Source organism: Serratia sp. JKS296 (assembly GCF_900215445.1).
Taxonomy (GTDB): domain Bacteria; phylum Pseudomonadota; class Gammaproteobacteria; order Enterobacterales; family Enterobacteriaceae; genus Serratia; species Serratia marcescens.
The window spans coordinates 527,484-549,618 of the sequence record NZ_OCMX01000001.1; the positions used below are offsets into that span (position 1 = coordinate 527,484).

At 59.8% G+C, this 22,135-nt stretch carries 26 protein-coding genes; 14 read left to right on the top strand and 12 right to left on the bottom strand.

All coding sequences use genetic code 11. The annotated features are described in order from the left end of the window. Position 1 precedes the first annotated feature (1 nt). Genes CRO23_RS02520 through CRO23_RS02530 form a run of 3 tightly spaced genes read left to right on the top strand, consistent with a single transcriptional unit; the run spans position 2 to position 3,115 of the window. Positions 2 to 1,456, top strand: coding sequence for an FAD/NAD(P)-binding protein (locus tag CRO23_RS02520; RefSeq protein ID WP_016930222.1), 1,455 nt, complete (start codon positions 2 to 4; stop codon positions 1,454 to 1,456). Beyond that, a complete protein-coding gene (locus CRO23_RS02525; protein ID WP_016930221.1) occupies positions 1,453 to 2,334 on the top strand; it encodes a formyltransferase family protein in 882 nt (293 codons plus the stop codon). The genes CRO23_RS02520 and CRO23_RS02525 overlap by 4 nt, the downstream gene beginning before the upstream one ends. Further along, a complete protein-coding gene (locus CRO23_RS02530) occupies positions 2,327 to 3,115 on the top strand; it encodes a sulfite exporter TauE/SafE family protein (RefSeq protein ID WP_016930220.1) in 789 nt (262 codons plus the stop codon). The genes CRO23_RS02525 and CRO23_RS02530 overlap by 8 nt, the downstream gene beginning before the upstream one ends. 37 nt (positions 3,116 to 3,152) lie before the next feature. On the opposite strand, the gene rnk is transcribed toward CRO23_RS02530, so the two are convergent. Next, positions 3,153 to 3,563, bottom strand: coding sequence for a nucleoside diphosphate kinase regulator (rnk, locus tag CRO23_RS02535; RefSeq protein WP_004936993.1), 411 nt, complete (start codon positions 3,561 to 3,563; stop codon positions 3,153 to 3,155). A gap of 444 nt (positions 3,564 to 4,007) precedes the next feature. Here rnk and CRO23_RS02540 point away from each other — a divergent pair, with 444 nt between their 5' ends. From CRO23_RS02540 to CRO23_RS02585, 10 genes are all read left to right on the top strand, one after another. Further along, positions 4,008 to 4,334, top strand: a complete 327-nt coding sequence (locus CRO23_RS02540) for a glycine dehydrogenase (RefSeq protein WP_086013604.1) — start codon at positions 4,008 to 4,010, stop codon at positions 4,332 to 4,334. 36 nt (positions 4,335 to 4,370) lie between these two features. Continuing rightward, positions 4,371 to 4,736, top strand: a complete 366-nt coding sequence (locus tag CRO23_RS02545) for a glycine-rich SFCGS family protein (protein ID WP_004937000.1) — start codon at positions 4,371 to 4,373, stop codon at positions 4,734 to 4,736. Next, positions 4,736 to 5,032, top strand: a complete 297-nt coding sequence (locus tag CRO23_RS02550) for a DUF4312 family protein (protein WP_004937003.1) — start codon at positions 4,736 to 4,738, stop codon at positions 5,030 to 5,032. Before CRO23_RS02545 ends, CRO23_RS02550 begins: the two co-directional genes overlap by 1 nt. Before the next feature lie 30 nt (positions 5,033 to 5,062). After that, entirely contained in the window at positions 5,063 to 5,839 is a 777-nt protein-coding gene (locus CRO23_RS02555) for a DUF4311 domain-containing protein (RefSeq protein WP_004937006.1), read from the top strand. Between the two features lie 11 nt (positions 5,840 to 5,850). Further along, complete coding sequence (locus CRO23_RS02560; RefSeq protein WP_004937013.1) at positions 5,851 to 6,501, top strand: DUF4310 family protein; 651 nt, start codon at positions 5,851 to 5,853, stop codon at positions 6,499 to 6,501. Positions 6,502 to 6,561: 60 nt separating this feature from the next. After that, positions 6,562 to 7,701: an amidohydrolase/deacetylase family metallohydrolase gene (locus CRO23_RS02565; protein WP_016930217.1), complete on the top strand. Its 1,140-nt coding sequence runs from the start codon at positions 6,562 to 6,564 to the stop codon at positions 7,699 to 7,701. After that, on the top strand, positions 7,685 to 8,803 hold the full coding sequence (locus CRO23_RS02570) for a DgaE family pyridoxal phosphate-dependent ammonia lyase (RefSeq protein WP_016930216.1): 1,119 nt from the start codon (positions 7,685 to 7,687) through the stop codon (positions 8,801 to 8,803). Before CRO23_RS02565 ends, CRO23_RS02570 begins: the two co-directional genes overlap by 17 nt. Next, on the top strand, positions 8,800 to 9,540 hold the full coding sequence (gene dagF, locus CRO23_RS02575) for a 2-dehydro-3-deoxy-phosphogluconate aldolase (protein ID WP_097101334.1): 741 nt from the start codon (positions 8,800 to 8,802) through the stop codon (positions 9,538 to 9,540). The genes CRO23_RS02570 and dagF overlap by 4 nt, the downstream gene beginning before the upstream one ends. A 214-nt stretch (positions 9,541 to 9,754) precedes the next feature. Beyond that, a complete protein-coding gene (locus CRO23_RS02580; protein ID WP_097101336.1) occupies positions 9,755 to 10,969 on the top strand; it encodes a lactonase family protein in 1,215 nt (404 codons plus the stop codon). A gap of 51 nt (positions 10,970 to 11,020) precedes the next feature. Beyond that, positions 11,021 to 12,937, top strand: coding sequence for a BglG family transcription antiterminator (locus CRO23_RS02585; protein WP_049299903.1), 1,917 nt, complete (start codon positions 11,021 to 11,023; stop codon positions 12,935 to 12,937). A 40-nt stretch (positions 12,938 to 12,977) separates the two neighbouring features. On the opposite strand, the gene npr is transcribed toward CRO23_RS02585, so the two are convergent. The 11 genes from npr to CRO23_RS02640 form a co-directional block, all read right to left on the bottom strand. Beyond that, positions 12,978 to 13,250: a PTS phosphocarrier protein NPr gene (npr, locus tag CRO23_RS02590; RefSeq protein ID WP_004937034.1), complete on the bottom strand. Its 273-nt coding sequence runs from the start codon at positions 13,248 to 13,250 to the stop codon at positions 12,978 to 12,980. Beyond that, complete coding sequence (rapZ, locus tag CRO23_RS02595; protein WP_015379177.1) at positions 13,247 to 14,101, bottom strand: RNase adapter RapZ; 855 nt, start codon at positions 14,099 to 14,101, stop codon at positions 13,247 to 13,249. The genes npr and rapZ overlap by 4 nt, the downstream gene beginning before the upstream one ends. A 129-nt stretch (positions 14,102 to 14,230) precedes the next feature. Continuing rightward, positions 14,231 to 14,692 (bottom strand): PTS IIA-like nitrogen regulatory protein PtsN, encoded by a 462-nt coding sequence (ptsN, locus tag CRO23_RS02600; protein ID WP_016930212.1) that lies wholly within the window; start codon positions 14,690 to 14,692, stop codon positions 14,231 to 14,233. A gap of 155 nt (positions 14,693 to 14,847) precedes the next feature. Further along, positions 14,848 to 15,135 (bottom strand): ribosome hibernation promoting factor, encoded by a 288-nt coding sequence (gene hpf / locus CRO23_RS02605; protein WP_004937038.1) that lies wholly within the window; start codon positions 15,133 to 15,135, stop codon positions 14,848 to 14,850. A gap of 23 nt (positions 15,136 to 15,158) precedes the next feature. Further along, on the bottom strand, positions 15,159 to 16,592 hold the full coding sequence (gene rpoN, locus CRO23_RS02610; RefSeq protein ID WP_016930211.1) for an RNA polymerase factor sigma-54: 1,434 nt from the start codon (positions 16,590 to 16,592) through the stop codon (positions 15,159 to 15,161). Between the two features lie 52 nt (positions 16,593 to 16,644). Then, positions 16,645 to 17,370 (bottom strand): LPS export ABC transporter ATP-binding protein, encoded by a 726-nt coding sequence (lptB, locus tag CRO23_RS02615; protein WP_004937040.1) that lies wholly within the window; start codon positions 17,368 to 17,370, stop codon positions 16,645 to 16,647. A gap of 6 nt (positions 17,371 to 17,376) precedes the next feature. Next, positions 17,377 to 17,916: a lipopolysaccharide ABC transporter substrate-binding protein LptA gene (gene lptA / locus CRO23_RS02620; protein WP_028127535.1), complete on the bottom strand. Its 540-nt coding sequence runs from the start codon at positions 17,914 to 17,916 to the stop codon at positions 17,377 to 17,379. Next, on the bottom strand, positions 17,885 to 18,463 hold the full coding sequence (lptC, locus tag CRO23_RS02625; RefSeq protein ID WP_016930209.1) for an LPS export ABC transporter periplasmic protein LptC: 579 nt from the start codon (positions 18,461 to 18,463) through the stop codon (positions 17,885 to 17,887). The genes lptA and lptC overlap by 32 nt, the downstream gene beginning before the upstream one ends. Further along, positions 18,460 to 19,014: a 3-deoxy-manno-octulosonate-8-phosphatase KdsC gene (kdsC, locus tag CRO23_RS02630; RefSeq protein WP_021505108.1), complete on the bottom strand. Its 555-nt coding sequence runs from the start codon at positions 19,012 to 19,014 to the stop codon at positions 18,460 to 18,462. The genes lptC and kdsC overlap by 4 nt, the downstream gene beginning before the upstream one ends. A gap of 17 nt (positions 19,015 to 19,031) precedes the next feature. Beyond that, the gene (kdsD, locus tag CRO23_RS02635; RefSeq protein ID WP_016930207.1) at positions 19,032 to 20,018 is read right to left on the bottom strand and encodes an arabinose-5-phosphate isomerase KdsD; all 987 of its coding nucleotides are present in this window, start codon (positions 20,016 to 20,018) and stop codon (positions 19,032 to 19,034) included. 16 nt (positions 20,019 to 20,034) lie between these two features. Then, positions 20,035 to 21,012, bottom strand: a complete 978-nt coding sequence (locus CRO23_RS02640) for a calcium/sodium antiporter (protein WP_028127534.1) — start codon at positions 21,010 to 21,012, stop codon at positions 20,035 to 20,037. Between the two features lie 303 nt (positions 21,013 to 21,315). Here CRO23_RS02640 and mlaF point away from each other — a divergent pair, with 303 nt between their 5' ends. Further along, on the top strand, positions 21,316 to 22,131 hold the full coding sequence (gene mlaF / locus CRO23_RS02645) for a phospholipid ABC transporter ATP-binding protein MlaF (protein WP_028127533.1): 816 nt from the start codon (positions 21,316 to 21,318) through the stop codon (positions 22,129 to 22,131). Positions 22,132 to 22,135 lie beyond the last annotated feature (4 nt).

Genomic DNA, 22,135 nt, shown 5'->3' on the forward strand with positions numbered 1-22,135 from the left:
CATGTATAAGTTCGGTGTGATTGGCGGCGGGGCCGCCGGCATCTCTTTTGCGTATAACTTTATAAAAAATAAGTCGGTTAATCATTGCAAAAGGCCGCTTTCCCTGACGGTTTTCGACAAGCAGGGATTTAAAGGCGGCATGGCATACAGCAGCGATTTTGACAGCCATATATTAAATATGACGCCGGAAAATATGTCGGCGGATATTTTCGACGATGCGCACTTCGTTGATTGGATCGCCATGCATTTCCCGCAGTTTTGCCAGGATCGTTATCCGCCGCGCTGGCTGTATCGGGAATATCTCGATTTTATTCGCGACATGACAATATATATGGCGGCGGACAGTAACGTGGTGCTGAATTTCGTCACTGCCGAAGTGAATGCCATCGCGCCGCACGAAGCCGGCTATCGGCTGACCACCGCCTGCGGCGGCGCCGAGCAGATGAACGCGCTGGTGCTGTGTTCGGGGCACAACCCGCCGGAGTGCCTTTACCCGGTGGATGGGGTGATCGCTTATCAGGCCCATCAGGATTTGCCGCCGATCAACCCTTATTCGAGCATTGGCGTGATCGGCTGCAGCCTGACGGCGATTGACGCCATCGTTGAACTGATGGAGCGCCTGGGAGCGACCGACATCTGCGCACTGTCGCGCTCGGGCCTGTTCCCCAGCGTGCAGCCGGCGGTGATGCGTCCGCCGCCGGAGGCGTTTGTTGAGGCGCTGCGGCGCTTTGTCGCCGGCCGCGATTTTATTGACGCGCATCAGCTGGTGCATGCGATCAACGCCGCGCTGGCGCGCCACTATCCGGGGCCGGAGCGGCTGACGGTGCTCTCGGCGCTGGGGGAAAGGCGCGATTGCTACCGCGATCTGGCGGACAGCCTCGATCGCGCGCGTTTTGCCCGGGAGCATATCTGCAGCTATCTGGCGGCGATCCACCCGGCAGTGTGCGCCGCCTGGGTCAAGATGGATGCCAACAACCGGCAGGTCTTCATGCGCTTTTACAACTCCTCCTGGATGCGCAATCGGCACGCCATGCCGATCAAGAATGCCAACAAGATCGTGGCGGCGCTGGAGAGCCAACGCCTGCGCGCCTGCGGCGGCCTGGTGGATATCAGCAAGGCAACGGACGGGTTTATCCTTCGTTGCCATGAGACGCGGGTGCGCGCGCAGTATCTGTTCAACTGCACCACGCCTTCCTATCAACTGCCGCCCAACCGCCTGAGCCAGCAGCTGCTGCAAGACGGGCTGGTGCAAGAGAACCTGTTCGGCGGCGTGAAGTGCAACCCGCATACGCTGAAAATCGCCGACCGACGCGGCCGTGAGCAGCATCTTTACTCGCTCGGCGCGCCCGCCAAGGGCGATCTTTTTTACACCTCGGCGATGGAATCCATCACGCGGGATATCAGCAAAATCGTGTTCAACAACCCTATTTTCAACGCAAAGAAGGCTGAAGTATGAAGAACGTAGCGCTCTTTGTCGGCAACGACATTTTCTCCTGGCTGGTGTGTCAGGATCTGATCGCCGCCCTGAAAGGCGAGTGTGCTTTTACGGTGTATTTCCCCCTGGCGAAAAGCGGCGGCCGCACCCAGGAGCCGGCGGTTCGCCGCCTGGGGCTGTATGAGCGCGAGGTGCTGAACGATTTTGTGTTCCCGTTCGTTGGCCGCAACGCCGCCGCCTGTGAGGGGGCCTATCAATCGCCGGCCCTGTTCCTGGCCGCCGCCGGGGTCAAGGCGCATCGCGTTCTCGACATCAATGACGCCACGTTTATCAGCAGCCTGGAGCATATGGACGCGGTGATCTCCCTGCGCTGCTATCAGAAATTCTCCGCCGACTATGTGCGCGCCTTCAGCCGACGCGGCAAGCTGCTGTGGAACCTGCACCCCGGCGACTTGCCGCGTTATCGCGGGGTGATGACGCTATTCCGCGCGATGATGAACGGTGACAAGGGCTGTGCGGTGACGCTGCATGAAATGGATGAACACTGGGACGCCGGCCCGGTGCTCGCCCGTCTGCCCGCCGAGCTGCGTCACGATCTGTCGTTCCTGGAAAACATGATGTTGCTGGGCGTGCAAAGCGGCACCTTCCTGGCGCGCCAGCTCATGCGGGCGGAACGGAGCGAAGCGATAGCGGCGGAAAAGCAGGGTGATTCGCGCTATTGGGGCTTCCCGGACGCACAGACGCTGGCGCGGGCGGAACAGGCGGGCATTGAGCTGGTGGATCACGACGCCGTGCGCGAGCAGTATTTGGGGCTGTTCGTCGGCGAGCGCTTCCACCCGCTGGCGGGGCAGTTCTGCGCCGGGTTCGACGACTTCGTGCGGGCGCACGGCCATGATTGAAACGTTGATTGTACTGGGCGCCGGTTTTCTGACCGGCATCACCACCATTCTGTTTGGCTTCGGCGGCGGCTTTGTGGTGGTGCCTTTCGTCTATCACCTGATCTCCGCCTCGGGCGAGCAGCCCGGCCAGGCGATGCATATTGCTGTAGCGACCTCGACAGCGGTGATGATCCTCAACGCGAGTTACGCCACCCTGACCAACTGGCGCAGTGGCAACCTGCTGCGAGAAACCATCGTGCCGCTGATCTTTTTCATCGGCATCGGCGCGGCGCTGGGCGCGTTCGCTTCCTCGCTGCTGGCGGACGGCGTGATCCGCGGGCTGTTTGTGGTCTATATGGCGGTGACCATCGCCGACTGTCTGTTCCGCCGGGGCTTCCTGATCAAACCGGCGCGCGCCGAACTGTCTCCCGCCACGTTGTGGGGCGGCGGGCCGCTGATCGGCGGCATCGCCACCCTGCTGGGGGTGGGCGGCAGCGTGATGACCGTGCCGCTGCTGCGCCGCCATGGTTACGACATGAAATATTGCGTCAGCGCCGCCAACCCGCTGTCGATCCCGGTGGCGGTGATCGGAGCGCTGATGTATATCGTGTTGGGATGGCGCGAGATGAGCGGGCCGCAGTATCTGGGGTACGTCAATCTGAACATTCTGGGGCTGCTGGTGGTGGCGGGGATTGCGGGGATCGTGTTTGCCAGGCGCTGTTTGCCGAAGGTGAGCGATGCGCTGCATGCCAAAATCTACGTGCTGCTGCTGATCGCCGTGCTGATCGCTATCTGCATCTGAGACAGAAAGGGCGGCCGGATGCCGCCCTGAAAACCGCTTAACGGTGGTATTCGCCCGCCGCTTCCGGCTGGTACAGCAATTCCAGCACTTCAATCCGCGCTTCTTCACCGTTCGGCAATTGCCAGGAGATCTGCTTGCCGACGTGCATGCCGAGCAGCGCTGCGCCCAGCGGCGCCATCACCGACAGCTGATCGTGGCTGTCTTTCAGCGAGGCTGGGTAGACCAGCGTGCGCACATGCTCTTCATCGGTGTGCAGATCGCGAAAACGCACGCGGCTGTTCATGGTCACCACGTTGGCCGGCATTTTCTCCGGCGGCAGGATTTCCGCGCGATCCAACTCGTCGTTCAGCGCGGCGGCGACGTCGGTGTTGGCAAAGGCCGGTTGTTCCAATAGCGCATCCAGGCGTTCCGCATCCAGCTCATTAATAGTAATGATGGGTTTGGTCATTCCACTCTCCAGTCAAATCAAAGGGCGCCAGTCTGTGCGCCCATAAATTCGGAAAAACAACACAAAGCAACACCCCCGCGCCAGAGGAGCGGGGGTGTGGGTAATGTCGATTTGTCCCATTGATAGTAGGCGGTTGGGGCGAGAAAAGAAAGAGATCCCGATCACGAAGGCTTTTATCGTCAATCGAGGCAAAAAAAACCGTTAGCCGGGTTATGTAATTGTTATCTCATTTACTTTTTCGCCATAACGCCGTTTTGCGAAATGGATCCCCGCGCGTCATTCAATTTCCACTTCGAACTGGAAAAAACCGGTCTACACAGAAAATCTTGCCGGGGGTAGGGTAAAGACATCACAGAAAGCGGGTTATTCAGGTGATGCGCTTTACGGCTTACTGATTAATGTGGGATCTAGGGGTACTGAAAAGTGAATGATGGATCTGCTTCGATAAAAGAAATTGAACAATCCGATGTCAGCGAAGCCGGTGAGATCACCGCTCGGGTGCTGGCGGATATTACCGCGATGCTGAATGCTGAGAATATTTATACCAATGCGGTGCAGCAACAGATGCTGGAATCGCATATTCGCGCCATGGTGCTGCGTTCAATAACCGGTGAGCCGTTGCCGGAGGTGGATAAATCGCTTTTCGACGAAATTTCCGCCGAGTCCATGCAAATGGCGGAACGCGTGGTGAATCAGTTTGGCACATTGCCTATCGAAGAAGCCTATTTGCTGTCCGTGCACTTCGAAGTGGCGAAAGATAATAACGCATAGCGGTTAACGCATCGATTTCAATCAGGAGAATATACCATGGGTCAAATTACCGTAGTGATCGGCGATCGTTTGGGCAAAGGGCAAAAAGTCGGCCAGGGCGTTGAAAACGCAGGCGGAAAAGCGGTGGTCATCCCCGGCGTGGCGGCGGATATGAAGCTGGGCGACGTCATGAAAGCGGAAAACGCGCAGCTGGGCATCTCTTTTTGCGGCAGCGGCGGCGCAGGCGCGATTACCGCGCAAACCAAATACGGCTACAAGGCCAAATACGGCATGCGTTCGGTGGAAGAGGGCGTGACGGCAATTAACGAAGGCTGCAACGTGCTGGGTTTCGGCTTTATGGATAAAGAAGAGCTGGGCCAGAAACTGGTGGAAGCCTACGTCAAAAAACATGGCAACCCATAATGAAAGAGCAATATACCACATCGGTAAAGGTGGAGGGTAAAGGCGACAGCAAAGCGAAAGCTTTTGCTTCCGCCTTGGCTAATGTGCAGGGCGCGGTATTAAAGTCCACCAACAATATTCTGCTGCGCATCGAGCCGCAGGACGTCAGCGTAGTGAAGGCGGAAGAGAAAATAACTAAAGAGAAATTTCTTTTCTTCTTTTTGCCGCGTGAAAGAAAGAGCTATGCCGTTTCTCTGGAAATAACCGTGAACGTAACCATTATCAATACCGAGAAGGTTGTCTTCGTCACGAAATAAAAACGTTAGCATAAATGAAAGGGTATACTGATGTTTTTAATCATCTTATTTAAATCGATTATTATCGGTGGGCTGGTGGGGGTCGGCGTAGGGGCCGGCGCCGCACGCATGTTCCACGCGCCGACAACACAGGGCATGGGAGCGTTTCGCACCCTGGGCGAGCTGAACTCCTGCGAGGGCGATCCGGCTTCCCACTTCTCATTCGGTCTGGGCTTCTTCTTCAACGCCTGGGCGTCTTCCGTGGCGGCGGGCTCCTTCACGCAGGACGTCGATCACCGCATCATCCCGCACTGGGGCGCGGCGGCCCTGATGGTCAAGAACCGCAATCTGGCGCAAACGCTGCACGATCCGAAAAAAATGGCCATCGCCTGCGGCATCATCGGCATGCTGGTGGTGGCCTTCCTCAATACCACCGCTTCCGCCGTGCCTGCCGCGCTGCAGGTTACCGCCATCAAGGTGCTGGTGCCGGCGGCCAACCTGCTGGTGAACACCGTGATGCCGGTGATCTTCTGGCTGGCGGCGATCGACGCCGGGCGCCGTTCCGGCTTCTGGGGCACCATCTTCGGCGGCCTGGCGCAGCTGATCATGGGCAACGCCGTACCGGGCCTGGTGCTGGGCATTCTGATCGGCAAGGGCGTGGAAGAGAGCGGCTGGAACAAAATCACCAAGATCATGATGGCGGTGATCGTGCTGCTGTTCGTGCTGAGCGGCTTCTTCCGCGGCTTCGACATGAAAGTTCTCGAGTCCTTCAGCCTCGGCGTGCCGGGTTGGCTGGACGCCATTCACAACACCCTGAGCGGTAAATAAGGAGCGGGATGATGGAAGAGCAAACCCAAAAAGGCTTCTGGTACGCCGACTGGTCATTCCCGATTTTTGTTGGCCTGCTGTCCTCCGGCGTGTTCGCCGGGACGCACATGTACTACCTGTACGGCATCGGCGCCTTTAACGAAGTGGCCTTCGTCTCCATGCTGCGGGCGGGGATGGATACCGGCGTGTACGGCGCGGTGGCGGCGTTCGGCGCCAGCTTCCTGTTCGCGCGCATCATCGAAGGTTCGCTGGTGGGCATCCTCGACATCGGCGGCGCGATCCAGACCGGCGTCGGGCTGGGCGTGCCGGCGCTGCTTTTGGGGGCCGGCATCGTGTTCCCGGTCGCCAACTTCGCCGCTTCGCTGGCCACCGGTCTGATCATCGGCCTGGCGATCGGTTACGTGATCATTCTGGCGCGCAAATTCACCATCAATCAGAGCAACTCCACCTACGGGGCGGACGTGATGATGGGGGCGGGCAACTCGTCGGGCCGTTTCCTCGGGCCGTTGATCATCCTGTCGGCGATGACCGCTTCGATCCCGATCGGCATCGGTTCGCTGCTCGGCGCGCTGCTGTTCTATATCTGGGGTAAACCGATCACCGGCGGAGCGATCCTCGGCGCGATGATCCTGGGGGCGATCTTCCCGGTAGCCATTTCTTAAGAGGCCTGCGCCAGGCGCCGCCCGATACGGCGGCACCCGGGCTAACAGGAGCAATGCGGTATGTATGACTTAGTAATCAGAGGCGCCAGACTGGCGGACGACACGCTGATCGATCTGGCGGTGAAAGACGGCAAAATAGCCTCGGTGGGGCGGTTGGCGGCGGACGTCAGCGCCGTTCGCCAGCTGGATTTGGCGGGCAACTGCCGCCTGAGCGCCGGTTGGATCGACGCGCACGTGCATTGCTATCCCGAATCGCCGATTTACCATGACGAGCCGGATCGGGTCGGCGTCGCCAGCGGCGTCACCAGCGTGGTCGATGCCGGTAGCACCGGCGCCGACGATATCGACGCCTTTTATCAGCTGACGCGCAGCGCCAAAACCAACGTTTTCGCCTTCCTCAATATCTCGCGCATCGGCCTGCTGCGGCAGAACGAGCTGGCGGAGATGACGGACATCGACAAGCGCGAGGCCGGCCAGGCCATCGCCAACCACCCCGGCTTTGTCATCGGCATCAAGGCGCGCATGAGCAGCAGCGTGGTGGGCAAGAACGGCACTCGCCCGCTGGTGTTGGCCAAAGAGATCCAGCAGGAAAACCGCCAGCTGCCGTTGATGGTGCATATCGGCAATAACCCGCCGGATCTGGATGAGATCGCCGATCTGCTGACCCGCGGCGACATCATCACCCACTGCTACAACGGCAAACCGAACCGCATTCTGACGCCGGCGGGCACGCTGCGCGAGTCTATCCAGCGCGCGCTGCGGCGCGGCGTATTGCTCGACGTAGGGCACGGCACCGCCAGCTTCAGCTTCGAGGTGGCGCGCCAGGCGATCAAACTGGGCATTTTGCCGCACACCATCAGCTCCGATATTTACTGCCGCAACCGCATGAACGGACCGGTGCACAGCCTGGCGACGGTGATGTCCAAATTCTTCAGCGTCGGCCTGACGCTGCCGCAGGTGATCGCCTGCGTGACGGAGAACGCCGCGTCGGCGCTGCAGCTGAGCGGCAAAGGGCGGCTGGAGCCGGGCTATGACGCCGATTTCACGCTGTTTGAGCTGCGCCGCGAACCGCAGGTATTCGCCGACGCCGAAGGGCAAACCGCCGAGGGCGAACGGCTGCTGGTGCCGCTGGCCGCGGTGGTGGCCGGGGAAATCCTATTAACCGAACAAGGGGAGGCAAGCCATGTCTTCGATTTATGAAAAATACGGTTTGAAGCAGGTGATCAACACCTCCGGCCGCATGACCATTCTCGGCGTTTCCACGCCGCGCCAGGACGTGATCGACGCCGTTGATTACGGCCTGAACCACTATTTCGAAATCAAGGATCTGGTCAACAAGACCGGCGCCTACATTGCCGATCTGCTCAACGTGGAGGATGCGGTGATCGTCTCCTGCGCCTCGGCGGGCATCGCCCAGTCGGTGGCGGCGGTGATCGTTAAAGATAACGCCAATCTGCTGGTGAACCTGCATTCGGCGCCGGTGACCGTGCCGCGCGAGATCGTGCTGCCGCGCGGTCACAACGTCAACTTCGGCGCCCCGGTGGACACCATGGTGGCGCTGGGCGGCGGCAAGGTGGTGGAGGCGGGGTACGCCAACGAATGTTCGCCGGAGCAGATTGAAGCCTGCATCACGCCGCAGACCGCGGCGATCCTGTACGTCAAATCGCACCACTGCGTGCAGAAAAGCATCCTGTCCGTCGAACAGGCGGCGGTGGTGGCGCGCAAGCATAACCTACCGCTGATCGTCGACGCCGCGGCGGAAGAAGATCTGATGTGTTACTACCAGATGGGGGCCGATCTGGTGATTTACAGCGGCGCCAAAGCCATCGAGGGGCCGACCAGCGGTCTCGTGATCGGCAAGAAACAGTACGTCGAGTGGGTGAAGTTGCAATCCGGCGGCATCGGCCGGGCGATGAAGGTCGGCAAAGAGGGCATCCTCGGCCTGACGCAGGCGATTGAAAGCTATCTGACGCTTGAGAAAACCACCGGGCAACAGATGGTGGAACGGATGACGCCGTTCCTCGACAGCCTCAACACCCTGACCGGCGTCAGCGCCAGGACCGTCTGGGACAGCGCCGGCCGCGATATCGCTCGCGCCGAGATCACCTTTGATGAGGCGGTGCTGGGGCGGTCGACCTATGACATCGTCCAGGCGCTGAAAACCGGCGACATCGCCATCTACTTCCGCGGCTATAAAGCCAACGAGGGCAAGATTGAGGTCGACGTGCGCAGCGTCGACGAGCAACAGCTGATGACCGTCTTTAGCTGTATCAAAAACCTGTTTACGGAGAAACAAGCATGAAGCTGCAGCCTAACTACTATCGCGACCGCGTTTGCCTGAACGTGCTGGCCGGCTCCAAAGCCAACGCGCAAGACATCTACGCCGCGGCGGAAGGCCATGTGCTGGTGGGCGTGCTCTCCAAAAACTACCCGGACGTCGACAGCGCGGTGACCGACATGCTGCGCTATGCGCGCCTGATTGAAAACGCGCTCTCGGTCGGCCTGGGCGCCGGCGATCCGAAGCAGTCGGCGATGGTTAGCCTGATCGCTCAGCAGGTGCAGCCGCAGCACGTTAACCAGGTGTTTACCGGCGTCGGCGCCAGCCGCGCGCTGCTGGGTCAGAACGACAGCGTGGTCAACGGCCTGGTGTCGCCGACCGGCCGCGTCGGTTGGGTGAAGATCTCTACCGGCCCATTGAGCGCCGCGGCGCCGGACGGCATCGTGCCGGTGGAAACCGCCATCGCCCTGCTGAAAGACATGGGCGGCAGCTCCATCAAGTATTTCCCGATGGGCGGCCTGAAGTGCAAGGACGAATACCAGCACGTAGCCAAGGCCTGCGCCGAGCATGACTTCATGCTGGAGCCGACCGGCGGCATCGATCTGGAGAACTTTGAGCCGATCGTCGAGATCGCGCTGGCGGCCGGCGTGAAACGCGTGATCCCGCATATCTACAGTTCGATCATCGACGCCGCCAGCGGCGACACGCGCCCGCAGGACGTGAAAACCTTACTGGCGATGACCAAAACGCTGGTGGGCTGAACGCACAATGGGATGAGGTAAACGCTGGGAGGCGAAGGTTTTCCCGTGGCGCGGCATGCCGCGCCGCCGTTACCTATAGCCTATAGCTTTCAAGTTGCAGCTAGGCGGCAAGCGCACTCACCCCAGGAGCTTACTTAAGTAAGTGACTGGGGTGAGTGCGGGCAGCCAACAACGCTGCGGCTTGAAAGATGACGGATATATACTGAGGATTACTATGCGAAACTGGCAGGTTCCAACCCGACGCTCCGCGTTGTTCCTGGCGCTGCTGGCCGTGACCGGCCCGGCGCTGCATGCTGAGGATGCAATGAACTCCACGTCATCTCATTTTGCCTATATCGGCACCTACAATCCCAACGGCGAAGGCGTTTACCGGGTGCAGGTCGATCCGGCCAGCGGCGCGCTGAGCCACGCCACGCTGGTCAGCAATGTGCCGAATCCGGCGCAGCTGACGTTGAGCGCTGACGGCAAGACGCTGTATGTCGCCAGCGAAGTGGCCGATTTCAACGGCGGCAAGCACGGTGGCATCACCGCCTACCGGGTCAATCCGGCCGATGGCGCACTGACGCAGCTCAACCAGGTGGATTCGCAGGGGGCAGGGCCGGTGTATCTCTCCTCGACGCCGGACGGCCGCCATCTGCTGGTGGCGAACTACGTCAGCGGCAGCGTGGCGGCTTTCCCGATTGAAGCGGACGGCAGCCTGGGCGCCGCCAGCTCGGTGCAGCAACAGCAGGGGCCGGCGGGCGCGGCCAAACCGGCGGCGGCGGTGAACGGCAGCTTCGCCATCAGCGATCACAACGGCCCGCATGCCCATATGATCGCCAGCGATCCGAGCGGCAAGTTCGTGTTCTCCACGGATCTGGGGTTGGATCGCATCTACCAATGGCGCTTTGACGCCGCGAGCGGCCGCCTGACGCCGAACGATCCGCCGTGGATCGCCGCCTCTTCCGCCGGCGCCGGCCCGCGTCATTTTGTGTTCCACCCGGACGGCGACACCGTGCTGCTGGTGAACGAAGAGGCCTCGACGTTGACCAGCTACCGTTTTGATCGCCAAAAAGGTACTCTGAAACAACTGCATGCGGTTTCCGCGCTGCCCGCCGACTATCAGGGCACCAGCTTCGCCTCGGGGCTGGCGCTCAGCAAAAACGGCGGCACGCTGTACGTCGCCAACCGACTGCATAACAGCATTGCCCAGTTCAGCGTGGGCGCCGGCGGCGAGTTGAAACCGGTGGCGGAAACCTGGACCCGCGGCGATTATCCGCGTTCGCTGGCGCTGAGCCCGGATGGCCGCTATCTGTATGCGCTGAACCAGCGCAGCGATAACGTCACCCGCTTCAGCGTCAACCCGACGGACGGCAAACTCAGCTTTGTGGGCGGCTATCTGCCGATCGGCAGCCCCTCGCAAATGGCGTTTCTGCCGCCGGCGAAGTAACCCGTGGCCCGCCCGGTTCGCCGGGTGGGCCACCTGATTGACGGACACAGAATGGTGCGATTTCCTTACCCGCGTTTGGCTTACTTGTTCGATGCTTTGCAAACCGAGACTTTGCCGCAGGATGAGCTGGCGAAGCGTTTCGCCGTGTCCACCCGCACGGTGCGAGCGGATATCACCGCGCTGAACGAGATCCTGGATAAATATGGCGCGCGTTTCGTGCATAACCGCGGAGCCGGCTATCGCCTGCAGGTCGATAACGCCGCGCTGTTCAGCGCCCTGCAGCATCAGGAACGCCGCAAACAGGCCACCCCGCGCAGCGCGCAGGAGCGGGTGCATTATCTGCTGGTGCGTTTTTTGACCTCAGCCTTCTCTCTCAAACTGGAAGATCTGGCCGACGAATGGTTCGTCAGCCGCGGCACGCTGCAAAACGACATGGCTGAGGTGAGAGAGCGTCTGGCGCATTATCAATTGACGATTGAAACCAAACCGCGTTACGGCATGAAGCTGTTCGGCGCGGAGATGGCGATCCGCGCCTGCCTGACCGATCTGCTGTTCCAGCTGCAGCTGGCCGACGCCGAGAACCCGTTGCTCAACAACGAGATCCTGTTGCAGCCGCAGGTGGCGGCGTTCGCCGGATTGCTGCACCCGCTGTTGTCGCAATACGCCATTCGCCTGACCGACGAGGGCGAGCAGTATCTGATCTTCTACTGCGCGGTGGCCCTGCGGCGCATCAACGACGGTTATCCGCTGCCGGACTTCGAGGTGGAGGACGGCGACGAGGCGGTGCGCCAGGTGTCGACCCGTCTGGCGGCGGAGCTGCGCGCGGCCTCCGGCAAAGAGATCTCGATGGCCGAAGAGGCCTATCTGCGGGTCAACATCGCCGCGCGCCGCGTGCAGGACGTGCAACCGACCGAGATCAACGCCGACGATGAAGAAGCGTTGGTGGACTACATCCTGTCCTACATCAACGCACACTATAACTACAATCTGCAGGGCGACGAGCAGCTGCGGGCCGATCTGCTCACCCATATCAAGACCATGATTACGCGGGTGAAATACCAGATCAACATCCCCAATCCGCTGCTGGCCAACATCAAGCAGCACTATCCGATGGCTTACGATGTGACGCTGGCGGCGGTCTCCAGCTGGGGCAAATACACCCCCTATACCCTGAGTGAAAACGAGATCGGCTATCTGGTGTTGCACATCGGCGTGGGGCTGGAGCGGCATTACAACATCGGTTATGAACGCCACCCGCAGGTGATGCTGGTGTGCGATACCGGCAACTCGACGGTGCGCATGATCCAGGCGCAGATTGCGCGCAAGTATCCGCAACTGGTGATGACGCGCATCGTCTCGCTGCGCGATTATGAGATGCTTGCGCACATCGACGAAGACTTCGTGATTTCCAACGCCCGCATCGGCGAAAAGAACAAGCCGGTGGTGGTGATGTCGCCGTTCCCGACCGATTATCAGCTGGAGCAACTGGGCAAATTGGTGCTGGTGGATCGCACCAAACCGTACATGCTGGAGAAGTTCTTCGACGCCGAGCATTTCATGGTGCTCGACGAGCCGCTGACGCAGGCGGAGCTGTTCAGCCGGGTATGCGGCCAGCTGGAGCGGGAAGGATACGTCGGCGCGGACTTCTATCCGTCGGTGGTCGAACGCGAGGCGATCGTCTCCACGCTGCTGGGCGAAGGCATCGCCTTGCCGCACTCGCTGGGGCTGCTGGCGAAAAAGACCGTGGTGGTGACGCTGCTGGCGCCGCAGGGCGTCGTCTGGGGGGAAGGTGAGATCGCGCACGTGATTTTCCTGCTGGCGATCAGCAAGAGCGACTATGAAGAGGCGATGGCGATCTACGAGCTGTTCGTCACCTTTGTGCGTGAACGCTCAATGAGCCGCCTGCTGGGCAGCGACAGCTTCGACAGTTTTAAGGCGGTGGCGTTGGACTGCCTGAGCCGGAGTTGAGGGGCATGTGAGTGATTGGGCGCAGAAGCGCCCTCAACGACTAATCTTCATCAAACCCGGAGTTGAACAGCTCGACCACCGCCGCCAGCGCGTTGACTTCGTCGGGGCCGGTCGCTTCGACTTCGATATGCCGGCCCTGGGCGGAGTCCAGCATCAGCAGCGCGATGACGCTGCTGGCTTCGGCCTCGGTGCCGCTTTCGTTGCGCAGCATCACTTCCGCATCGAAGCTTTGCACCAGTTCGAACAGCTTCATCGCCGGGCGCGCGTGCATGCCCAGTTTGTTTTTGATTTCAACCGTCTGTTTGACCGTCATTGTTTACGCTTTTCCAGCGTGCGGTGGCGCGACTGCACGTTCTTGCCGCGCGAGCGGAAGTAATCGGCCAGCTGTTCCGCCACGTACACCGAGCGGTGCTTGCCGCCGGTACAGCCGATGGCGACCGTCAGGTAGCTGCGGTTGTTGGTTTCCAGCATCGGCAGCCATTGCTCCAGGTAGCTGCGGGTCTGGTAGATGAAGTTGTGCACTTCGGTATGGCGATCGAGGAACGACGCTACCGGCTTGTCCAGACCGGTCATCGGCCGCAGCTTCGGATCCCAGTGCGGGTTCGGCAGGAAGCGCACGTCGAACACGTAGTCGGCGTCGATCGGGATGCCGTGTTTGAAACCGAAGGATTCGAACACCATGGTCAGTTCGCGCTCGCGCTTGCCCAGCAGGCGGGTGCGCAGCATTTCGGCCAGTTCGTGCACCGACATTTCCGAGGTGTCGATAATCAGGTCAGCCCGCGAGCGCAGCGGTTCGAGCAGATCGCTTTCTTCGTCGATCGCGCTTTCCAGCGACAGGTTTTTGCTGGAGAGCGGATGCAGGCGGCGGGTGTCGCTGTAACGGCGGATCAGCGTGTTGCGATCGGCGTCGAGGAATAGCAGCTGCGGTGAGAAGCTGTCCGGCAGCTGAGTCATCGCGTATTCGAACACTTCCGGCGATTCCGGCATGTTGCGCACGTCGATGCTGACCGCCGCGGAGATATTGCGTTCCGCCAGCGTATTGGCGAGCTGCGGCAGCAGAACCACCGGCAGGTTGTCAACGCAGTAAAAACCCATGTCTTCCAGCGCCCGCAAGGCGACGGATTTTCCGGAACCGGAACGGCCGCTGACAATCATCAGCACCATGTGGCAACTCCCCTGGCATCGCGGCGGCGTTCATCGCCACCGGTGGAAACTTTGTTATTCCGGCCGCAGCCGGATCCATCATCGTGAAACAGTAACGTTATCCGGGCTGGAAGTCACGCCGGCCGGGCATCACTCGGTGATGATTTGGTAAAGTTCTTCGTCGCTTTGCGCGGCGCGCAGGCGGCGACATACGGTTTTGTCGGCCAGGCGTTTGGCAACCAGCGACAGGGTATGCAAATGGGTTTTGCACTGATCGGCAGGCACCAATAGCGCGAACAGCAGGTCGACCGGCTGGTTGTCGATAGCGTCGAAAGCGATGGGTTGGTCGAGACGGATAAACACGCCAACGGCCCGCAGTGTGTCCTCTTCCAGTTTGCCGTGGGGAATGGCGATACCGTTGCCGATACCGGTGCTGCCCATGCGTTCCCGGGTGAGAACCGCGTCAAACACCACCTGCGAAGGCAGATTGAGCTGTTTGGCGGCCAGTTCGCTGATAATTTCCAAAGCCCGCTTCTTGCTGGTGCAGTGTACCGAGCTTTTGGTGCACTCGATGTTTAACACCGAGCTTAATTGCATATATTCGTTGTTCATCTCATCTTCACTTAAAACCGCGCCGCCGGGCGCGCCCGGCAAGGCGGTTTTTCGTCGGTTTTAACCCTGATTACCGTTCGGCGCGTCACCCATGCGGGTCACGCGCCGAAGGGGGAGGCGGCGACGGATGCCGCCTCATGGAATGGGTTAGGGTGTCAGTGTTGCTTCAATTTGTCTTTATGTTTGTTCAATTGACGTGCCAATTTGTCGATCAGCGTATCAATTGCGGCATACATATTCTCGTCTTCCGAGGTGGCGTGCAACTCGCCTCCATTCACGTGCACCGTTGCTTCCGCAATTTGCTGCACTTTTTCCACACTTAATACAACATACACCTGATTGATGCGATCAAAATACTGTTCGAGTTTGGCGAACTTGTTGTTCACGAACTCGCGCAACGGATCGGTGATTTCGATGTGGTGTCCGGTAATGTTGAGCTGCATAGTGTCTTCCTTCTCAATAGAGGTCAAACCAACTGTTTACGCTGGTTCGACGGCGGGATGGACAAAGACTCTCGGTACTTGGCGACGGTGCGCCGCGCCACGATGATCCCCTGATCGGCGAGCAGGGTGGCCAGCTTGCTGTCGCTGAGTGGTTTGGCGGGGTTTTCCGCCGCAATCAATTTCTTCACCAATGCGCGGATCGCCGTCGAGGAGGCTTCGCCGCCGCTGTCGGTATTCACGTGGCTGGAGAAGAAATATTTCAATTCGAAAATGCCGCGCGGGCTGTGCAGAAACTTCTGCGTGGTGACGCGCGAGATCGTCGATTCATGCATTTCCACGGCCTGGGCGATATCCGCCAGCACCATGGGTTTCATAAACTCTTCGCCTTGCTCGAAGAACGCCTGCTGCTGATCGACGATGCAGCGGGTGACCTTCAGCAGCGTCTCGTTACGGCTCTCCAGGCTTTTAATCAGCCACTTGGCTTCCTGCAGGTTGCTGCGGATGAACTGGCCGTCGGCTTCGCTGCGGGCGCTGTTGCCCAGCGCTGCGTATTGCTGATTGATCTTCAAACGCGGCACGCTGTCGCCGTTGAGCTCGACCGTCCATTTGTTCTGCGTCTTGCGCACCAGCACGTCCGGGATCACGTATTCCGATTCGCCGGTATTGATCGACTGCCCCGGGCGCGGATCGAGCGACTGAATCAGCAGCATCGCTTCTTTCAGTGTATCTTCTTTTAGCCGGGTTGATCGCATCAGGCTGCGAAAGTCATGGTTGGCCAGCAGATCCAGATGGTCGCTGATGATTAGCCGCGCTTCGGCCAGGTAAGGGGTGTCTTTGGCGTATTGGGAGAGCTGCACCAGCAGGCAATCGCGCAGATCGCGCGCGGCGACGCCGATCGGATCGAAACGCTGCACGCGCTTCAACACCGCCTCGACTTCATCGAGGGTCACGTTTTCGTCGCCCAGGCTTTCCAGAATGTCTTCCAGCGGCACGGTGAGATAGCCGGTGTCGTCCACCGCGTCGACGATGGAGGTGGCGATGGCGGCGTCGGTATCGGAAAACGGCGTCAGATCCACCTGCCACATCAGGTAATCCTGCAGCGTTTGGGTGGTCTCGCCCTGATAGACCGGCAGCTCGTCGTCGCTGTAGTCGGTGCCGGTGCCGGACGGCGTGCCGGCGGTGTAGATCTCATCCCAGGTGGCGTCCAGCGGCAGCTCTTCCGGCATGTCTTTCTGTTCCAGCGCCTCGCGGGTATCGAGCCCCTCGGTCTCCTGGGTTTCTTTGGCGTCGATTTCGTCGTGCAGATCGGTCTGTTCAAGCAGCGGATTGCTCTCCAGCGCCAGCTGGATCTCTTGTTGAAGCTCAAGCGTGGACAACTGCAGCAGGCGGATCGCCTGCTGGAGCTGAGGAGTCATGGCCAGCTGTTGACTGAGCCTGAGTTGCAAACCTTGCTTCATAGTTTTCTGTCTACTTCCGTTAACGGTGTCGCCCCGCAGGGCGCGCCGGCGCTTAGAGGCGGAACTCTTCGCCCAGATAAACGCGTTTAACCTGCTCGTCGGCCAGAATAGCATCCGGCGTGCCGTGGGCAATCAGTTTGCCCTGGCTGACGATGTAGGCGCGTTCACACACGTCCAGCGTCTCGCGCACGTTGTGGTCGGTGATCAGCACGCCCAGGCCGCTGTCACGCAGGTGCTCGATGATTTTTTTGATGTCGATAACGGAAATCGGATCCACCCCGGCGAAGGGTTCGTCCAGCAGAATGAATTTCGGGTTGGCCGCCAGCGCGCGGGCGATTTCGACGCGGCGGCGTTCACCGCCGGACAGCGCCTGGCCGAGGCTGTCGCGCAGATGGGAGATATGGAACTCTTCCATCAGCTCTTTGGCGCGGTCTTCGCGCTGTTCGCTGGTGAGGTCGGGGCGAATCTCCAGCACCGCCATCAGGTTGTCGTACACGCTCAGGCGGCGGAAGATCGACGCTTCCTGCGGCAGGTAACCAATGCCGCGGCGCGCGCGGGCGTGCAGCGGCAGCAGGCTGATGTCTTCTTCGTCGATCACGATGCGCCCGGCGTCGCGCGGCACGATGCCGACCACCATGTAGAAGGTGGTGGTTTTACCGGCGCCGTTCGGGCCGAGCAGGCCGACGATCTCGCCGGATTTCACTTTCAGGCTGACGTCTTCGACAACTTTACGGCCCTTGTAGGCTTTCGCCAGGTTTTCTGCGATGAGTGTTGCCATAAGTGATTAGTTACTCTTTTTTTGCTCGTTTTTGTCTTGCAACTGCGACGGTACCAGAACCGTTGTCACGCGTTTGCCTTTATCGCTAAACGCCTGCATTTGCTGCTGTTGCACCAGATAGGTGATGCGATCGCCTTTCACGTTGCTGTCGAGCTGCTCCAGATAGGCGTTGCCCGTCAGGGTCACCAGCTGGGTCGCCACGTCGTAACGCACTTTCTGCGCGTGGCCTTTGACCGGCTTGCCGCTGTCCTGCATCTGGTAGAAGGTTACCGGGTTGCCGAACGCTTCAATATAGGTCTTATTCTGATCTCCGCCCGGGCGGGTGACGACCACCTTGTCGGCGCGAATATCGATGGTGCCCTGTTTGATCACCACGTTGTCGGTGAAGGTGCTGACGTTGCTTTGCATGTCCAACGACTGCTTGAGCGAGTCTATGCTGACCGGCTGGCTGGAGTCGGATTTCAGCGCCAGAGCGGGGGCGCTGGCGGCCAAAACTAAGCTGCCGAGCAACAGGTTACGGAGTTGTTTTTTGGTTCTGAATTTCATAGTTGGTCTTAACCTTATCAATCAGCTCAGCGGTTTTGGTCCGCAGGTTCCCACGCATTTTCATGCCGTTAGAGGTAAAATTGGTCCCGTAAAGCGTGACTTCGTCATCGGAGGTGACGTCTTGGGTGACCAGGTTTACCTGAGCGTTGTCCGTCTTAATTTTTTCCAGCTGCGAGGTGGTGGTCAGGCTGTTCACCTCGACGTGACCATACAGATACAGCATTCGGTCTTTAGTCAGTTTGGCGCGATCGGCGCGAACTGACCAGGTGGCCACCGCATTCTCATCGAACAGCGTCATCACCGGCTGGGTGAACCAGCTCAGCTCGCCGGCGGTGTAATACTTCGCGTCTTCCGCCACCAGTTTGTAATTCAGCTTGCCGGCCGGGTTGTACACCACGGTGACCGTGTGCTGGCTCTGGTAGGTCGGATCCTGATCGTTGACCGGGCCAGGGGCCGTGTCGTCGCTGAAGTCCGTCATGTTCCAGCCGATCAGCGCCAGAACGATCACCGTCAACAGGATGGTGATCCACAGTTTGGTTTTACTCATATCGACAGCCCTTTGGCGTCCTCCAGCTTATTTTGAGCCAAAAGAATGATGTCGCACAGTTCGCGCACCGCGCCGCGGCCGCCGGCAATGCGGGTGACGTAGTGGGCGCGCGGCGTCAGCAGCGGGTGGGCGTCCGCCACCGCGACCGCCAGGCCGACCTGCGCCATCACCGGCCAGTCGATCAGGTCATCGCCGATATAGGCGACCTGATCCGCCGTTAACGACAGTTTATCCAACAGTTCGCGGAAGGCCAAAAGCTTATCGGATTGCCCCTGATACAGATGGGTGATGCCGAGCGTCTGCGCGCGATCTTCCAGCAGCTTGGCGGAGCGACCGGTGATGATCGCCACCTCGATGTCCGAGGTTTTCAAGCAGCGGATGCCGTAACCGTCGCGCACGTTGAACGCCTTCAGTTCTTCACCGTTGTTGCCCATGAAGATCAGGCCGTCCGACAGCACGCCGTCAACGTCGCAAATCAACAGGCGGATGTTCCCGGCACGCGCCATAACCTCTTGTTCTACCGGCCCGTAGCAGGTTTCTACCATACCCATTCCGTTCTATTCCTTAATTAAACGACGCCGGCGCGCAGCATGTCATGCATATGTACCACACCCAGCAACTGGTCGCCATCGGCAACCAGCAGCGCGGTGATGTGGCGTTGTTGCATCAGGTTCAATGCATCGACCGCCAGGAGGTTGGGGCGCACCCGCACGCCGCCCGGCGTCATGACATCGGCGATCTTCGCCTCGTGCAGGTTGATGCCCATGTCGAATACCCGGCGCAGGTCGCCATCGGTAAAGATGCCGGCGATTTTCATCAAATCGTCGCAGATCACCGTCAGGCCCAGATTTTTGCGGGTAATTTCCAGCAACGCGTCGCGCAACGAGGCGTCGGCGCTGACGTGGGGTATTTCATCGCCGCTGTGCATGATATCGCTAACCCGCAGCAGCAGTTTGCGGCCGAGTGCGCCGCCCGGATGCGACAGCGCGAAATCTTCCGGCGTGAAACCGCGCGCTTTCAGCAGCGCAACGGCCAGCGCATCGCCCATCACCAGCGTGGCGGTGGTGCTGGTGGTCGGCGCCAGCCCCAGCGGGCACGCTTCCTGCGGCACCTTGATGCACAGGTGGATATCCGCCGCTTTGCCCATCGCGCTTTCCGGATTGTTGGTCATACAGATGAGGGTGATCTGTTGGCGTTTCAACACCGGGATCAGCGCCAGGATCTCGCTGGACTCGCCGGAGTTGGAGATGGCGAGCACGATGTCCTGCGGGGTGACCATGCCCAAATCGCCATGGCTGGCCTCCGCCGGATGAACGAAGAATGAGGGCGTGCCGGTGCTGGCGAAGGTCGCGGCGATCTTGCAGCCGATATGGCCGGATTTGCCCATGCCCATCACCACCACTTTGCCGCCGCAGGCGGCGATCGTTTCGCAGGCGCGGGTGAAGTCTGCGTTGATGTAGCGATCGAGCTGGGCCAGCCCTTCACGCTCTATCTGAAGCACTTCTTTACCGGCCTGTTGAAAATCGAAGCCCGGTTGCAACTCAATGTTCGACATACTCATTCCCGTCGGTTTAGCCGAAAGTACTGAAAGGGTTAAAGAACAGCACCGCAAGATACGCAATAAAGCCGCATAATAACAGCGCGCCCGCCAGGTGGCCGATGCGATGTTTGCGGCCGATGCACAGCACGCTCAGCAGCACGCTGGCCGCCAGCATCACCCAGTAATCGCGCTGGAAGGCGGCGGTGTCTACGCTGCCCGGCGACAGCAGGGCGGGTACGCCCAGCACGATCACCGTGTTGAAAATATTGGAGCCGATGATATTGCCAATCGCCATATCATCCTCGCCCTTCAGCGCCCCGGCGATGGAGGTGGCCAGTTCGGGCAGGCTGGTGCCGATGGCGATAATGGTCAAACCGACCACCAGTTCGCTCAGGCCGAAATAGTGCGCGATCACCGTCGCGTTATCGACCACCATTCTGGAAGAGAGCGGCAGAATGATAAACGCCAGCACCAGCCACAGCACCGCCACGGTATTGCTGCTGTCCTGCGGCAGCTCGGCGATCTGCTCCATAGTCAGGCTGTCGCTGCCCTCGCGCTGCGCCAGCCGGGCGATTTTCAGCATCAGCAGGATGAAGCCGGCGGCGGCGGCCAGCAGCAGCACGCCGTCCAGCCTGCTCAGGGTGCCGTCCATCAACACGAAACCGCATAATACTGTGACCGCTAACATCAGCGGCAGTTCGCGCCGCAGTATCTCAGAGCGCGCGGCCAGCGGGTGAATCAACGCCGCCACGCCCAGGATCAATAAAATGTTGGTGATGTTGGAACCGACTACGTTGCCAACGGCCATATCTATCTGCCCGTTCAGCGCGGCGGTGGTGGACACGATCAGCTCCGGCAGCGAAGTGCCGATGCCGACGATGGTCATGCCGATGATCAACGGCGGTACGCCGAGCGAGCGGGAAATCACGGCAGCACCATAAACTAAGCGGTCTGCACCGTACACCAGTAGAAATAAACCAACGATTAATAATGCTATCGCGAGAAACATGCAGGGTCCTTTGTCGGGTATTATCCCGGTTCGTTGGTTAAAGCCGTCAATGCGGCGGTATTGCTTGCCCTCCGTTGCGCGCGTTTGAGCCGCAGCAACGGTTTTCCCCGGCTAATAGTTGAACAGTTTCGTTTTTTTTCGTTATGGCGCCAATTTTGACCGGGTGGCGCGGAAAAGTAAAACCAATGGCACCATTGGTTGCGAAATGGCAGTAAGTTTTTGTAAAGATGAGACGGATTGCGCCCATTGCTTTAACATCACGGGTAGATTCAGCAAAAGATGAGTCGTAAAGGGTCCATTAACATGCTCCAAAAGGCAGATAATTTGGTCGAAGTGCGCGACATGAGCTTCTCGCGCGGCGACCGACGGATATTTGAAGACATCAACCTGACGGTGCCTCGCGGTAAGGTCACGGCGATCATGGGGCCATCGGGCATCGGCAAAACCACGCTGCTGCGCCTGATAGGCGGCCAGCTGGCGCCGGACAGCGGGGAGATTTGGTTCGACGGCGACAACATTCCCGCGTTGTCCCGCCGTCAGTTATACGACGCGCGCAAAAAAATGAGCATGCTGTTCCAGTCTGGCGCGCTGTTTACCGATTTGACCGTATTCGAAAACGTGGCCTACCCGCTGCGCGAGCACAGCAACCTGCCGGAGCCTTTGTTGCGCAGCACGGTGCTGATGAAGCTGGAAGCGGTGGGGCTGCGCGGCGCGGCTCAGCTGATGCCCAACGAGCTTTCCGGCGGCATGGCGCGCCGGGCGGCGTTGGCGCGCGCGATCGCGCTGGACCCGGAAATGATCATGTTCGACGAACCTTTCGTTGGCCAGGATCCGATCACCATGGGAGTGCTGGTCAAGCTGATCGATGAGCTGAACCATGCGCTGGGCATTACCTGCATCGTGGTGTCGCACGACGTACCGGAGGTGCTGAGCATCGCCGACTACGCCTACATCGTGGCCGACCACCGGGTGATCGCCGAAGGCACCACGCAGCAATTGCAGAACAATCCTGATGCGCGCGTGCGCCAGTTCCTGGATGGTATAGCGGATGGGCCGGTGCCGTTCCGCTATCCGGCCGGGGATTATCAGACCGAACTGCTAGGCTTAGGGAGTAAATAAGCTC